This window comes from Clostridium sp. ZBS2, from assembly GCF_023845855.1.
In the GTDB taxonomy this organism is placed as follows: domain Bacteria; phylum Bacillota; class Clostridia; order Clostridiales; family Clostridiaceae; genus Clostridium; species Clostridium aquiflavi.
In genome coordinates this window covers 3462-20623 of record NZ_JAMQIF010000045.1, presented here as the reverse complement: position 1 = coordinate 20623, position 17162 = coordinate 3462, and the positions used below count along the sequence as shown (strand labels likewise).

Annotated in this window: 10 protein-coding genes, 1 pseudogene and 1 CRISPR repeat array; of the genes and pseudogenes, 1 reads left to right on the top strand and 10 read right to left on the bottom strand. The window is 24.9% G+C overall.

Translation table 11 applies throughout. The features are described 5' to 3' along the window. Positions 1 to 182: 182 nt before the first annotated feature. From NG918_RS16395 to cas6, 10 genes are all read right to left on the bottom strand, one after another. Complete coding sequence (locus NG918_RS16395) at positions 183 to 932, bottom strand: response regulator transcription factor (protein ID WP_252212190.1); 750 nt, start codon at positions 930 to 932, stop codon at positions 183 to 185. A gap of 14 nt (positions 933 to 946) precedes the next feature. Further along, complete coding sequence (locus NG918_RS16390) at positions 947 to 2185, bottom strand: sensor histidine kinase (protein ID WP_252212423.1); 1239 nt, start codon at positions 2183 to 2185, stop codon at positions 947 to 949. A 335-nt stretch (positions 2186 to 2520) separates the two neighbouring features. Further along, the gene (gene cas2 / locus NG918_RS16385; protein WP_252212189.1) at positions 2521 to 2811 is read right to left on the bottom strand and encodes a CRISPR-associated endonuclease Cas2; all 291 of its coding nucleotides are present in this window, start codon (positions 2809 to 2811) and stop codon (positions 2521 to 2523) included. A gap of 83 nt (positions 2812 to 2894) precedes the next feature. Further along, positions 2895 to 3893: a type I-B CRISPR-associated endonuclease Cas1b gene (gene cas1b / locus NG918_RS16380; RefSeq protein WP_252212188.1), complete on the bottom strand. Its 999-nt coding sequence runs from the start codon at positions 3891 to 3893 to the stop codon at positions 2895 to 2897. Between the two features lie 67 nt (positions 3894 to 3960). Next, a complete protein-coding gene (locus tag NG918_RS16375; protein ID WP_252227118.1) occupies positions 3961 to 4455 on the bottom strand; it encodes a CRISPR-associated protein Cas4 in 495 nt (164 codons plus the stop codon). Between the two features lie 19 nt (positions 4456 to 4474). Next, positions 4475 to 7162, bottom strand: a complete 2688-nt coding sequence (gene cas3, locus NG918_RS16370; protein WP_252212186.1) for a CRISPR-associated helicase Cas3' — start codon at positions 7160 to 7162, stop codon at positions 4475 to 4477. A 102-nt stretch (positions 7163 to 7264) separates the two neighbouring features. Further along, on the bottom strand, positions 7265 to 8053 hold the full coding sequence (cas5b, locus tag NG918_RS16365; protein WP_252212185.1) for a type I-B CRISPR-associated protein Cas5b: 789 nt from the start codon (positions 8051 to 8053) through the stop codon (positions 7265 to 7267). A gap of 3 nt (positions 8054 to 8056) precedes the next feature. Further along, entirely contained in the window at positions 8057 to 8998 is a 942-nt protein-coding gene (locus NG918_RS16360) for a type I CRISPR-associated protein Cas7 (protein WP_252227116.1), read from the bottom strand. After that, positions 8999 to 10762: a type I-B CRISPR-associated protein Cas8b/Csh1 gene (locus NG918_RS16355; protein WP_252212183.1), complete on the bottom strand. Its 1764-nt coding sequence runs from the start codon at positions 10760 to 10762 to the stop codon at positions 8999 to 9001. It abuts the gene before it with no gap. A 15-nt stretch (positions 10763 to 10777) separates the two neighbouring features. After that, entirely contained in the window at positions 10778 to 11470 is a 693-nt protein-coding gene (gene cas6, locus NG918_RS16350; protein ID WP_252212182.1) for a CRISPR-associated endoribonuclease Cas6, read from the bottom strand. Between the two features lie 113 nt (positions 11471 to 11583). On the opposite strand from cas6, the pseudogene NG918_RS17225 reads away from it, so the two are divergent. Next, positions 11584 to 11782: pseudogene (locus NG918_RS17225) on the top strand (hypothetical protein); the annotation flags it as partial. 65 nt (positions 11783 to 11847) lie between these two features. After that, positions 11848 to 17111: direct repeats of the CRISPR family, unit length 30 nt; unit sequence ATTTAAATACATCTCATGTTAATGTTAATC. Positions 17112 to 17162: the final 51 nt, after the last annotated feature.

Sequence of the window (17162 nt, the reverse complement as noted above, 5' to 3'; positions counted from 1 at the left end):
TTTTTTTGCTTTTTTCTTGCATTTTATTGTTAACTTTTTAGTTTTAAAATGTCATTTTTTTGCTCACTTTCTTTTTTGAAACCTTTAACTATAAAAAAATAGTCCTAAACCTTAAAGTTATAGGACTATTTTTTTATGAATATAGTAAAAACTTAATAATATTCATTATATTTTTTAACAATCTATTTTGTTTTAATAATTTCTCTATATTTTTTAGGAGTAATTCCTTCATATTTTTTAAAAACTCTAATAAAATATCCGCAATCTTCAAATCCCAAATCTAATGATATATTTAAAATTGGCGTATTTGTATTTTCGAGCATTTCCTTTGCTTTTCCAACTTTCTTTTCATTAACGTAAACCGTGAAATTTACTCCCATTTCTCTTTTGAAGAGTTTACTAAAATAACAAGTACTTAAATTACATAAATTAGCCATTTTTTCTAAAGTTATATTTTCATTTAAACTTTTTTCTATATATTCTATAGATGGATTAATAATAGATTCACTTTCCGAAAAAATTATTGTATCTTTATTTATTTCTTCTTCGCAATCTTCGTTAATTTTTAAATTAACGAATAGCTCTTTCATTATTGCTGAAATTTCATCAGGTTTAAATGGCTTCAATATATAATCATTGACCCCTAAAACCAATGCTTTACGCATAAGTTCAAAATCATCATAAGCAGTAACCATTATTATAATTTTATTAGGGTATTCTTCTTTTATTATTTGAGAAGCCTTTATTCCATCTATTCCAGGCATCTTTACATCCATTATTATTACATCTGGATTAAATTTTTTATTAAACTCAATAGCTTCCCTTCCATTACTAGCTTCTGCTATAACATTTGCGTATTCTGTATTACCAATAACCATTTTTAACGCTTGTCTTTCTAGTGCTTCATCATCTACTATCATTATTTTAAGCATTATAAAACTCCTAATCATACTTCTTTTGGTATAGTAATCTTTATTACTGTACCATTTCTTATCTTACTATCTATATGTATCTCATAATCTTCACCATAGCAATAGCCCATTCTCTTATTTGCATTATTTATACCTATTTTATCTATGTTATTATCAAATTTAAAACTTAATTGTTCTCTTATTTCATTAAGTTTTTGTCTTGATATACCCGTTCCATTGTCTTCTATGTATATATTCAAATGAGCATTATTTTCTTCTGTATAAATTTTTATACAACCTCCACTTTCCTTAGTTTCTAATCCATGAACCACTGAATTTTCAACAAATACCTGAACAACCATAAATGGTATTTTAATATTTTTAAACTCTGATTTTATATTAATATCATAATTTAGCCTATCTACAAATCTAACTTTTTGAAGATTTAAATATGCTGTTATATAGTCTAACTCTTCTTCCAGAGTAACTATCTTGTTAGCTTTTTTTAATGTATATCTTAGCATTTTAGATAAATCATAAATAACTTCTTGAGTTTTTGGAGCCTCTTCTATTATTGCAAGTGATGAAATACTATTTAAAACATTAAATAAAAAATGAGGATTTATTTGAGATTGCAATGCTTTTAATTGACAAGACTTAAATTCTTTTTCAAGCTCTACTTTAGCTTTTTTTGCTTCTATAAATTTCATATTTTTTTCATTTAGCTCTTTTTGTGCCATTTTTAGCACAGCCTCTTCAACAATATAATTACTTATATGAAACATCATTTGAGCAACTGATTGTATTTTACTAAAACTAACTCTTGGCAATTCTTTGTAAAGGTTTAAAACTTCTTCCCTATCAGTTTTACTTAAGTCATTAAAATCATTTTTTATTGCCACTATTTCCTCTAAATCTATATCTTCATCATCTATCAGAACTTGCCCTGCCATAACCGAACCCAAATGTTGACCATTTATTATTATAGGTGTAGCAAAATCAACTAATCCTTTATGACATTTATATATGTATGGTTTTTCAATTCTAAGGGCCTCTAGTCCCCCTCTTGAATCACATCTCTCACATAATTCAAAATAAGATTTGCTAGATCTCATAAATTTACAAAAGTCACTACATTTACTATGTTTTGTAGCTGGCTTACCTTTGTAATCCACAGTAATTATTGACATTTCTGTAGCTTCAGCTATATCATCTTGTATTTTTTGAAATACTTCTATGTCTAAAATATCATTTAAGTTCAATAATTCCTTCAGTTGTCTCCCTTCCTTTCTACATTTTCGGTGTTTTAATAGCTAGTTTCTTAATTAATTGTTATTTTTTGTTTAATATCATTATATTGTTGTAAAAAAGATTTTTCAATACAATTTTTATCCCTGAGTGATTAAATTTTTTTAAAACTCTACTAAAAACAAAAAAATATTACTGCAAAACAAAATTTCCAGTAATATTTTAATAACAAATTTATAAAATTCTTATTTTCTTTTTATAGATTTTATACCATTTCCTAGCAAAGCCAGTTTCACGGGATGCGAGTCTTTTTGAATAATCACCTGGTAAAAATATAGTATTTTTTAATGCTTTTTCTATCTTATATTATTAAATCTTCGCCTGTTGCATTTGAAGTTTCCCCTAGTATTTCTTCTCCAAAAACATTGTCATTCATTAATTTTATTATACAAATAAAATCTTCACTTTTATCTATTACTGAGTTTATATCTTTTTTGAACCTTATTAATTTAGATGGAGACATTTCTCCTCTAAATACAGATTTTTGAAAATGTGATAGGTATTTTTTACATACTTTAAATACTTTATTTACACGTTTTTCATTTACATCATAAAAAACAAAAGCATAATTATAATTACTAATTTTACTCATTAAAAATCCTCCATATAAAATAAATACATTTTGCGTTCTCTTATTACTGTTAAAAAGCCTAATTCATAACTACTCTATAAAAATCAAAATCCTTCTTTCAATCTAAATGGTATAAACTCTTTTTCTTCCATTATATATTTTATAAGTTTATAACAATCAAGCTTCATCGCAGTTCTATAACTGACTCTTCTTTTTAATTTAGGATGATTAAAGACAGTTTCTAGCCTATCTTCAAATGCCGCAATAAATATCTTTTTACCTTCTTCATTTAATAAACAGTAATTTACTTTCTTATCAAAATGCTTACTTACTTGCAATTTTTTATTATTAACTAAATCAAATATTGTCTTATATACTATTACGGGCTTAAAAACTTCGCTTATATCTAAACTCAAGGAAAACCTCCCCTCTGAGGGTTCATGCAAGTAACTTATTCTTTGATCTAAATGTGTTCTATAAATTGCCGAAATTGTTTTTGTATATAAAAGCGAATTTCCAAAAGAAATAAGTGCATTTATTGGATTATCAGGTGGTCTTTTTACTCTCTTATTAATAATAAAGTCCTCTGGTAAAAAATTTTTAAATTCACTATAAAATCTTTGCCATACTTCCCCTTCAGCAGCCATAAGCTCTTTTATATTTTGTGAATTTTCTACTCTATTAAAAAACTCATCTTTAATCCAATCTATAGTATTCTTTACTTCTTTTTTATTATGTTTATAGTAATGATATAAAACTTCACTTATATTAAGTCCTATACCTTTTACTATGGCTTTTGCAATAATTAATCTAGATGTATTATTTTTTTCAACTTGTTTTACTAATAATCTTCCACTATTGTATTGATCTTTAGGATAAAATGTTCCACTATAGCCTTCAAAGTAATTAAAGAAATGAACCACCACATTATTCTTTGATAAGAAATCTAATAATTTTGTGTTTATACTTACCTCATTTAGGCAGTAAATTTCTTTGGTATTTTCAATTGGAATATATACATTTTTTCCATCTCTTCTAAAACATAATGAGTTATCTTTTCTAGTCAATTCTCCCATAGATGATATATATCTTGTACTTCCCATATAAATCCTCCATACATCCTAACTTATATTTTTTTACATTTCGCATATTTTAAGTACTAAAATTTTATTAAATATAGCAATACTCATAATATGCACATTTCTTGCAGGTTGGTTTATTTAATACTTTAGGTATTTCATTTTCTGAAATTAATTTTTTAATTTCCACTACATATTTATCAAGTTGTTTTTCTAACTCTTCATTTAAATCAATATAGACAATTTTTTTATCAGATTTATTTTTTTCTACACATTCTAATTTTCCTTTTCTTATTATGCCCTTACTCTTTAGCACTTTTAAATAATACAATAGCTGCCACTTGCCAGCTTCCATATCTGCATCTGATTTTTTAACTTCTGTTAAATATTCAGATGTAAGCTTATCTAATTTGATATTATCAATTGTTATTTCAGTGTTATTAGACTTTGCTGCCTTTTCTTCATGAATTGCTTTTCCGATCTTAACAATTTCACTATTGTCTTCTAAATTAAGTCTATTTCCGTGTAGATAACACTGCCTTTTACAGTGAAAATAATAATTAATTAAAGTACCATTTACTCTCAAACTATAATATCTCCTTTCATTAAATATCTAAAAACAACCCTATTTCATTTACAAATTTCTCTTTATTAAGTTTTTCACCTTGAAAATATTGTTCTCCATTTTCTATATAATAAAGTTCTCCAATTTTATCAGTATAAGGCAAGTCAACATTCTTTTTAATCTCATAAATAAAGTAATTCATTTTACTTTTGGCTACAGATAACTTAACTTGCTTTTCTGAATAATCCATAGAATTGTTATTTAAAAGACTTTTATATTCTTTCCAAACTTCTCTTCCATCAATTTCTATGATTTTATTATTTTCATTCTTTTTTATAGTTCTACCTAAATAAATAGACATGTTCCAATTATTCTCTTCTATAAGTTTCATTCTTCTTTCAACATCTACAAAATTAAGCTTCCCAACTACTTCTTTAAAGAAATTTTTCAAATTACTTTCATTAAAAGAATCATTGTATTTAACCTTTATCATATTAAGTACAGGTTCATAATACTTATTAAAATCTTTATTCACTAAAACTTTTCTCATTTCATCATTTAATAAACTTAAATCACTATTAACTCTAACATCATTTTTATATATTAAATCCGTCTTATCTAAATTAAAAAAGTATACTTCTCCCTTGCTTTTGCATGATCTATTGATTCTCCCCATAAATTGTTCGTCACTATCTAACTTAGAAACATCCTTATATCCTATATCCATATCAATATCTACACCTGCTTCAATAACTTGAGTAGAAATTAATATTATTCCTCTTTTCTTAGTTTCTTCACTACTTATTAAATCTAAAATTCTTTTTCTCTCTATAGCATTATCATCACCTGTCATAAGCTCTATAATTGGATTTAGTTCATCATTCTCTATATTTTCCTTAATATTATTATAGAAATCATATGCGCTTTGCTTTTTTATAAACTCAATAAGTATCTTCTTTTTTCTTTTACTATTTTCTTTTACATGTTCATAAAGTGTATCTAATGTATCATCTAAATCCATAAGCTCATAGCTTACTTTTACTCTATCTTTAAATAGTGAATTAGAAAAATATTTTTCTCTATTCTTAATTAAATTTGCACTATCAAAATTATTTTTACCTTCTTTCGATTCTTGTAACTTAGTATCTATAAAATTATATTCATCATTAATTAGAGCATTAAGATTTGGCAAAGTTGCTGACATTATTATTACTTTCATATTCAAGACTTTAGCAAAATTATTTAAGAATGATATTATTTCACTCCAAATAATATTCTTATAACTTTGAATTTCATCTAAAACTATTATTGAATTAGCTAATTGATGAAATCCAAATTCACACTCTTTTGAAAAACCAAACATTGTATTAAATAAACTTACATGAGTTGTTAAAATCATTGGATAATTTAAAAATTGTCTATTTAATAATGCTTTAGCATAATACTTATAATCTGCTTCTTCCTCTTCTAATCCTTTATCTTTTTTATCCATCTTTATAGGAAATATAGAATTTATAATAGCTATCTTATTTAGTATTTCTTTATCTTTCCCAAAAATTTTATTTAAAGTTTCTAAGTTTTGTTCCACCAATGTATTAAAAGGATATACATAAAATATCTTTTTAAGCTCCGTATTATCTTCTATTAGTTTAAAACTTAAATTCATAGATACATTGCTTTTACCACTACCTGTTGGTGCTTCTAAGAAGAATATGTTCTCATCCTTATTTTTAGATAATTCTCTTTCTGCATCTAAAAACATCTCATTTCTTAATATATTAATATCTTTTTCATTTTTCAAATCTTTATTTTCATTTGTATAATCATTAGATTCATATTTTCTTATACTCTTATATACTTCTGTATCTTTATATACATGGTAAAATTCATCTATTTCTTCTAATTCACCAAAAGTCTTTATCTTAGTGCCACTCATAAATTCACTAGTAGAATAAAAGTCACAAGCTACAAGCAACGAATATAATAATTTGCTATATGTATATAAAACAATTGTATTCTCTTCACTTGTTCTTTTAATATATTTCTTTGTATTGTCACATTGCTTTTTTATTTTATTCTCTGACAAAACAAATTCTTTTGTATAGATCTTTCTATAATTATTTTCAAATATATTGATTACTTTGGCTCCATCTCCACCCTCATAAAACATATCTAAAAATCCTAAAAAATCATCTAAATTTCCATGATGCTTAGATATAATGTACGCATTTAAAAACAATATTGTTCTCACTTGCTTTTTTTCTGCTAATTCTAAACTTAATACTTTATTAAGATAATAATCTATATATAATACAGCTGATATTATTGAATGCCTTGTACCAATTTGACTAAAGCTTTCTACATCTTCTTTTAAAGGATTATCCATATTTTTGATTTGAAAGTATGGATTTATCTTGCCAATATCATGAAATGCAATTGTGTTTATTAAAAGCTCTCTAAAAACTTTTCTTCCATCATTACTTAAATCTTTAAAATATATATTTTCAAAATTTAAAAATATTTTATCTAATCCTTTTGATTTAATTATTTTATTAAAATACTCTTTACATAGATCTGTATGTTCTTTTAATGTTTCTTTTTCAATACACTCTTTTTTATATTTTTCAAATTCATTCTTATTTGTTCCTTCTTTTAAATGAGCATAGAAATCATATTTACTACTTATTAATTCTTTTGTATCAATTACATTAATTTCATCAAAATACAAACTAAATCCTCCTAAATTTAAAGGAGGGTTCCCCCTCCTGAAGTTCACATCCTAATAGATTTGTTCTATTAATATTAATAAATTTCTACTAGTCTTATTTAATTAATAAAATACAATATTATTATTTTTAATCTTATATACACTACATTTGCTATCACTGCATACTTTGATATTTGTATATAAAAAGCTTTTTAACTCATACATATTAGTATCTTCATTTAAGCTAATAGGCAATTTCTCTTCATACTTAAAAGTTTCTTCATAAATATCATCTTCATACTCATCTTCTTCATCCAAAACTACTTTGAAAGATTCTTTAGTAAAAAGACAATTAATTTTATTAACATTACTTCCATCTAATATAGACTCTGTATCCAGCAATTCTACATTAGATATGTCAGCATAATGATCATTTTTACCTAGGTATGGTGAATATACAGCTTTATGATTAATTAAATTATCTGCAATTTTTTGACTTTCTTCATTTTCAATTAAAACATATATATCCCAAGAAGGATTTTCAAGCCATTGTTCCTTAACTATTAAATTGCCTCCTTGTTCTTTTGATGCATATCCAACAGAATTATTAAAGCACTGCACTTTCTTAGGTATAAATCCCTTTTCATTACTAGGTGCTATAGATACCTTTAGATCTTTTAGTTTTTCATAAAACTCTGGAAATTTAATTTTAACTTCATCTTTTTTCTTTTTTTCGCTTAATTCTTCCGTAAGCTTCATTTGATTATATCCACCATATCCAAGCACGGAGCCAAATAACCCTAATAAAGCTACTTTATGAATATTTCCATAAGTAAAATAGAGATAAGTATTTACATCTGGTTTCTTAAAAAATGCTGTTTTTCCACTCAATTTAAACTTTAAAACCTTCATATTTTACACCTCTTCTTGTGTAAATATATTATAAACTTTAGCTCCTTTTATTTCAGATTCAAGGATAGTTGTATATGGATTATAATAAATTTCAATATTTTTAACTTTATCAGAAACAGAATTAATCAAATCTGAACACTCTAATTTTATAATGTTCTTACCTTTATCTTTATTAAAAATTACAAACTCTGATAAATTAGGAAGATACAAATCTCCTTCAGTTTCTACAAATAAAGCAAATTCATTTTCGCATCCAACCTTTGAATTAGTTGCAAATGATGTTGCACTTACTAGAGAAGCTTTCTTAAATTTTTCATAATCTTCTTCAGTATATCCATCAGTTACACCAAGTTCTACAAATTCATTATATGCAAGTGGATTTATTGTAAATGGATAAAAATAATGAGCTTCATTACTTACAATTTTAGTTCCAAGAGTTGAGTTTTTAGCTTCATCAGAATCACTGCTATCTTTTGAACCATCTCTAAAAGGAGAAAGTATTTGTTGTTCTTCTGGATTTGTATCTTCATATTTATTAAATCCTTGACCGATTTGAACAGCTCCAGTTATAGATATATTATTACCTGCCTCAGCAAAGGTTGCTCCAAAATTTTTAACATCAATAGCACTAAATAAATTCACCAAAACATCTTTAGTATTTTTACATTTTTTTAAGTCTTCAACATTAAAAATTTGCTCATATCTTTCTTTTAAAGCTCTTGGAACTAATTGAACCTCATCTTTTTTTTCAGAAAACCTCATAGATTTAATATATAAAACTTTTTCCCCGTTGTTATCCCACATCTTCTTCATAGGATATTTTAAAGCTTTATCACTTCCAAATGTATCTCCACCTGAAGTTGTCTTTGGATATCCAGTAAAATCTGCATTCCAATTCCCCATAACAGATGAAATTCCGATTACTCCATAAACTCTCTTATTCATTTATATCTCCTCCTTATTATTACTTTCATAAATTAAACTGCTATTTAAATATCCTGCAATAATCATATCTTGATTCACACTACTTTCAGGTTTGTATCCTAAAATCATTGCATATAAATTTTTAAATCTTCTTCCATTCATATTAATATCATAATTATATTTCTTATAAAAATTTCTAAGTTTCTCTTTTATCAATTCATTATTTTTAGCATTAATAAATGGATTCGCTAAAGAATGCATTTTTTTATTCCCTTTATTTTTAGCTAATAAATAGCTTACCAATTGTCCCACTGCAAAATAATATTCATCATCATTTTCAAATTTATCTGTTGTAGGTGAATTTATCTTATTTCTTAAAGTTTCCTTTAAATTAAATATTATATCTGCCATATCATCATTTCCTTTCTCAAAATATTCAATAAGTGACCATCTCAAATTAAACTGATGAGATGACTTAATAATATATCCGTTTACAATAGACCCCTTTACTAAACTTAAAGAAATCCTATTTAAAATTTTGAAAACTCCATTATCTATTCCTTTATAGATCCAATTAAATAATGATTCTCTAGCTAATAATAAATTGCTTTTCAAACATCCATCATTTATTTTTAAATCTCCTGGATCTGTGAAATAGTTTTTAATTAAAATATTTTTGAAAAATACTTCACTTAATATACTTTCAATATCTTTTATTGTTGTACACACTCCATATTTTTGAATTGATACATTTTTTGAAGCTAAATCTATATTTAAAATATTCTTAAATTCAAACTTTTTAATTAGGTTGTATTTATATTTAGTTATAATGTCATAATCATGTATTTCAGCTTCATTTTTCCCTTTTAATATTCTCAAAAATATTCCACTAAACTTACCTTTTGGTGATTTACCATTTTCAAAAGATAAAATTTTCATATTAACATTATCTATAAAAATATTGCATTTTCCTAATGAAACTAAATTATATAAATAATCAAAAAATTTTTTCTGTAATATAGCCTCATTTTTATCTATTAAATAAGGTTGAATAAGTTTTCTGCTTTTATTTTCTAAATAAGTTTTTTTTGTATTAAAGCCCATATTATTATCTGATAATCCATACAAAACTTTATTTACTTCTATATTCAATTCGTTTTTATTATAAATATTAGGAATTAAGTATCTTTTTCCTTCTCTTATATATTCCTCAATATCATATTTAAAAAATATTTTTATATAGTCCTTTTGATCATAATCAATATCTATTTTATAAAGATTATTTTTTATCCAACATCTTATTTTCTGAATTTTATCTTTATCGACACTTCCTATTTCCTCTTCTACTTTTTTATAAATTTCTTTATTTTTTTCTTTCTCATACTTCAAATATGGATTAGTTAATGTGTCATAATAATTATCAATAATATCTATTGTTAATTTTCCATTTTTAATGTTTTCTTTTTTTGATATAAAAGACATATAATTATTGCTTAGTATTATTTTTTTTGTAACATATTTTTTGCTTGCCATTGGCTTATTAGTATTAATTATTTTGCTATTGTAATCCCACACACAAATATCATCAAAGTATTTATTACTTCTATCTATTTCTTTAGTTTTCTTATTTTGCTTTATGTTAACTACTTCCTTAATTCCAAACGAGTCATCTTTAGGTTCTACTATGACATAAGTTCCGTCTGCTGGCACATATGTATCTAGTATTATTTTATCGCCTTTTTTTTCTAACTCATGTTGAAATACTTCTAAACATTCTTTTAACAAATTATATTCACCTCCTTAAAGCCATCTATAATTTATAAATCCAAAACCCCTTCCATTATTCTCAAGTATGCCTGTCCCAATACTCATATATGCTAAATTTTGAGCCATTTCATTTTCAGCTATATTTAAAGAAATTTTATCTCCTAAAAGTTTTATTTCTTTATAAGATGTGGCAATTGGTTTTTTATTTTTAAATTCTATTGTAGTATACAAATCAAAATCTTCATTTATTTTGGTATCTAATATAGAATTATATTTTTTAATAAGATTTTCTTTTAATCTACGTTCAAAATCGTCTAGAGTCATTTTACTCTTCCAGTAACCATTATTACTTTTCATAATAGCTGGAGTTATAGAATAAATCTTATCAATATGCTTTTTAGGAATTATTCTTATTTCAGAAGTTAGTGCTTTTATATAATTATCAAATTCATTTACCAATACATTATTAAAAAATTTTGCTAAATTTTTATCTATTGTCCTAATAGTTAATGTATATACATTATTCTTTTTATAAACTTTATCTTTTTCTATTGGATATAACGAATCAAAACAATAATATTTAAATTTATTACTTTTATGAAACTTTAAAAGTTCTTCATTCTTGGATAATCCTTTATCAATAAACGCACTTAAATTTGATTGCAAATTTTCTAAAATTATATCTTCTAAAAGAAAAACTTTTAATTTTATTTGAAATACATTCATAATCATACCTCCTTGTAACAATTTTACTATTAATTGATTTATTTGTAAATAATTGTAGTATTATTACATCATATGTTATTATTAATCATATATAATTTTTTATTATAAGCAACATATACACTACCAATACGCTTGAAGGATTTAATTGTCAAATACATAACTTTACCAAATTTAGAATCATTCTCCCAACAGATGAGTCTTTAAACAAGTGTGTCTATCTAGGCTACTATGGAAATAATTGAGATACTAAAAAAGGTAATAAAAAACATTATTAGTATTTCTCAAATAAAAAAATATCACTGGAAATTTTAATTTCCAGTGATATTTAAATAATAAAAATGATACTTACACAAAATTATCTATTCTCTCGATATAGCATTTAAATACATCTCATGTTAATGTTAATCGAATCATACATATTCAAATACTTAGTCGCATTGCTTATTTAAATACATCTCATGTTAATGTTAATCAAACTTACTTATATTCCAGAATGTCGTGATATTTCATTTAAATACATCTCATGTTAATGTTAATCGATGGATAGTAATAAAACTACTGTTTCGGATAAGGATTTAAATACATCTCATGTTAATGTTAATCCTTTCAGAACTTTCATGCATACATATATAACAAAAATTTAAATATATCTCATGTTAATGTTAATCACATTAAAAGCAGGTCTCATCCCTCCAGGTCCCCAATTTAAATACATCTCATGTTAATGTTAATCTATATGCTAAAATATAGTTATAATATTCACTATTTGATTTAAATACATCTCATGTTAATGTTAATCATGACTTCCATGATGACCTAGTTTTAATACATCTGCATTTAAATACATCTCATGTTAATGTTAATCTAATACAAGTCCTTCAAAAGCTCCAAATCCAAATGCATTTAAATACATCTCATGTTAATGTTAATCTTATGAGTGGGTGAAAAAGAAAAGTGGAATAAGAAAATTTAAATACATCTCATGTTAATGTTAATCACAAAAGAGTTTATTAATTCTATAGGTTCTCCTATAATTTAAATACATCTCATGTTAATGTTAATCGCAATGGCTGGAAAGTGCAAAATGTCACCTTTGGCATTTAAATACATCTCATGTTAATGTTAATCGCCACAAGCAACAGAATTATTCTTTAATGGAACTTAATTTAAATACATCTCATGTTAATGTTAATCACTCTAATGGAGTTAAGTATAGTATTCATAAAAAATTTAAATACATCTCATGTTAATGTTAATCTTAGTTCAGAAAGAACAATTTTGTGTAACAAGCAAAATTTAAATACATCTCATGTTAATGTTAATCTTAGATATATATAGTTACTATATCTTAAATAGAATATTTAAATACATCTCATGTTAATGTTAATCTGAAGCTTCAGCAAGTCAAATGTTCCATGTACCAATATTTAAATACATCTCATGTTAATGTTAATCTAATCCAAAAACTTTTGAAGGTGTATCATATGGAATTTAAATACATCTCATGTTAATGTTAATCATATATACAAACTTGAATTAAATCATAAGTTTCTCTTAATTTAAATACATCTCATGTTAATGTTAATCCCAACCTATAATGACTTCATGTGAATGTGCTGAAGCATTTAAATACATCTCATGTTAATGTTAATCTATTGATGTTTAGACAGGGTATTATATCAGATTTAAAATTTAAATACATCTCATGTTAATGTTAATCTCAATAGAGACTAACTATAAAAAAGATGCTTATATATTTAAATACATCTCATGTTAATGTTAATCGCTAACTTCTCATCAGTATCTAACTTTTCCTCTTCATTTAAATACATCTCATGTTAATGTTAATCGTTGGGCAGGAATCGGATATCATTATTATATAAGACTATTTAAATACATCTCATGTTAATGTTAATCGTCTGGTATATCATTATTATTATTGATATTATTATTATTTAAATACATCTCATGTTAATGTTAATCCTTCTGCTCCTGTAAATCCCAATTTAGCAATTTTTTCATTTAAATACATCTCATGTTAATGTTAATCAAAACCATTATTTATTTTGACTTCCATAGCGTTATTATTTAAATACATCTCATGTTAATGTTAATCTTTGTTTTCATCATTGCTAAGAACTAAGTTTAGCATATTTAAATACATCTCATGTTAATGTTAATCGAACAAATAAAGCTGTAAGTAATGCCTGTAATGCACATTTAAATACATCTCATGTTAATGTTAATCGTAAAGACTTTTCACTTGTAACTCGACAAGAAATATTTAAATACATCTCATGTTAATGTTAATCCCTTGGCTATTTGGATTAGTAAGGGAGGCGTTTTAAATTTAAATACATCTCATGTTAATGTTAATCTAATCAATTTGGAGAAACAAGTTATAGGACCTGGTTATTTAAATACATCTCATGTTAATGTTAATCAAAGAAATTAGAATTTGAGTATCTTAGTTTTGGTAGATTTAAATACATCTCATGTTAATGTTAATCCTCTAAATAAAATTGTGCCATACCTTCGTACATTATTTAAATACATCTCATGTTAATGTTAATCCATAGATTTAAGCAAAGTTACTATAGTTGAGCAAAATTTAAATACATCTCATGTTAATGTTAATCTTAAATTTATCAGCTAGTAAGAAAAGTATTAAAGAATTTAAATACATCTCATGTTAATGTTAATCGATTTAAGAAATGGCTTTGTTACAGATTTAAAAAATTTAAATACATCTCATGTTAATGTTAATCGTGAAATAGTTTTTCCTTCATAATCATGTTTGTTTATTTAAATACATCTCATGTTAATGTTAATCTTATCAGAGAAGCATTATAAGTGTATTGAATTGTTGTATTTAAATACATCTCATGTTAATGTTAATCACTTCAATTTGACCACTTTCAGGAATTTTAACTGAATTTAAATACATCTCATGTTAATGTTAATCCCCAAAACACCAAATCTCCTGGAAGTGCTTCTGAATTTAAATACATCTCATGTTAATGTTAATCATTAAATTCAAGACCATTACCTTGTCCAGTAGAAGTATTTAAATACATCTCATGTTAATGTTAATCACTAATGCAAGTATTAAACTGCAAATGCAGAAGTCATTTAAATACATCTCATGTTAATGTTAATCAGAGTGAAATATCAGCATTTGAAAGTTGTGAGTGCGATTTAAATACATCTCATGTTAATGTTAATCCTATATTTCCTGCAATTGTCCTAGTAAATTTAATATTTAAATACATCTCATGTTAATGTTAATCTTAGCTGTTTATAATTATAGTCAGATTTATAGGTATTTAAATACATCTCATGTTAATGTTAATCAAGAGATTTGCCTGCTGTGCCTTATGAAGGTGTAGAATTTAAATACATCTCATGTTAATGTTAATCATGAAAGATACTGCTAGTAATTATTGTATAAAATTATTTAAATACATCTCATGTTAATGTTAATCAAGTAGGTGCTAAGTAATGGGATTTAAATTAAAATTATTTAAATACATCTCATGTTAATGTTAATCGGGGGCATAGGAGCTTATGCAATAAAGGTTGGTTCATTTAAATACATCTCATGTTAATGTTAATCTTTGGAGGGTGAAATAATGAGTATATATGAAAAATAATTTAAATACATCTCATGTTAATGTTAATCTCTTATAATAGATTAGCAGGTACGTATACAGTAGAATTTAAATACATCTCATGTTAATGTTAATCCATAGTCCTAGAAAGACTTATGCAACTACAATTTAATTTAAATACATCTCATGTTAATGTTAATCACAGAGTTTCCATACGATACAGATATGGTTTTAGAATTTAAATACATCTCATGTTAATGTTAATCACTCAAATGTAGTTCAAATAGTAGATGATATAGAAATTTAAATACATCTCATGTTAATGTTAATCTTAGTCATGGTGGTACATTGTGGGGATTAATAAAATTTAAATACATCTCATGTTAATGTTAATCGCAAACGACCATTTAGAGTTATATGTATAGATGAATTTAAATACATCTCATGTTAATGTTAATCGTTAAGTTAGTTGAGAATCCATATTTAACTGTACGATTTAAATACATCTCATGTTAATGTTAATCCTAATTCTGAAACTCAAAATCTATCATTTTTAGTATTTAAATACATCTCATGTTAATGTTAATCTAGCATTTTGGAACGTAAGTGCTACGTTAATTGAGGATTTAAATACATCTCATGTTAATGTTAATCGTTTGTGCTTTGATCCAGCTAATGCAGGTAAATTAAATTTAAATACATCTCATGTTAATGTTAATCAAAATAGAATAGGGGAAACAGAATATCAAGTGTCATTTAAATACATCTCATGTTAATGTTAATCGGAGAAAATAATGTCTAAATTAAATTGTACAGTATTATTTAAATACATCTCATGTTAATGTTAATCCTTCGCTTTGTACTACACCATCTGGAATATCTTCATCATTTAAATACATCTCATGTTAATGTTAATCGATTTATTAAGCTTACAAACTTCATATATGAAAAAATTTAAATACATCTCATGTTAATGTTAATCCCATATGAAAGTTCTTCTAATAAAGTTATTGATATATTTAAATACATCTCATGTTAATGTTAATCTAAGATATTTAATGCATTAAAAATAAAAGAAAGAGATTTAAATACATCTCATGTTAATGTTAATCATATTACAGAGAGCAGCAAAGGAAAATATATGCTACATTTAAATACATCTCATGTTAATGTTAATCCCAAGTGTTTCCTGAATCGAAACCCCAACTATTGCCATTTAAATACATCTCATGTTAATGTTAATCTACAGCATCATATTCAGCATCAAGAGCAGCACTTCTATTTAAATACATCTCATGTTAATGTTAATCAGAAAAAAATGAATAAAGTAGTTCTTATTGGAAGATATTTAAATACATCTCATGTTAATGTTAATCCTTATTTTTATAGAAAACAGGAAGGTGTTATATGAAATTTAAATACATCTCATGTTAATGTTAATCACGAAAAAGGTAGGTGAAAACTGAATGAATACAGTATTTAAATACATCTCATGTTAATGTTAATCTTAAAACAAGGAAGTTATGCTGATAAGGAAACTGAATTTAAATACATCTCATGTTAATGTTAATCATAAAAAGCTTTTGCATTTGTATAAATGTCATCTATTTAAATACATCTCATGTTAATGTTAATCAAGTAATAATAGTAATACACCCACTGCTCTAATACAATTTAAATACATCTCATGTTAATGTTAATCTTATTAGTCATATCCTCTTTTTCATAATAATTGTGATATTTAAATACATCTCATGTTAATGTTAATCAAATAAATATAGTTAATGAGCCTATAGGACAAGCTAATTTAAATACATCTCATGTTAATGTTAATCATTGTAGTTCCAGTAGGTAAGGAATACATGGGCAGATTTAAATACATCTCATGTTAATGTTAATCCCTGCACTTTTATTTCCACTTTCAAAGCTTAATTCATTTAAATACATCTCATGTTAATGTTAATCAGATTCAGTTAATAAAGTTATAATGGAAAATTGTAATTTAAATACATCTCATGTTAATGTTAATCACAAGAGAAAAATTTACTGTAGCGTATACAGTAAAATTTAAATACATCTCA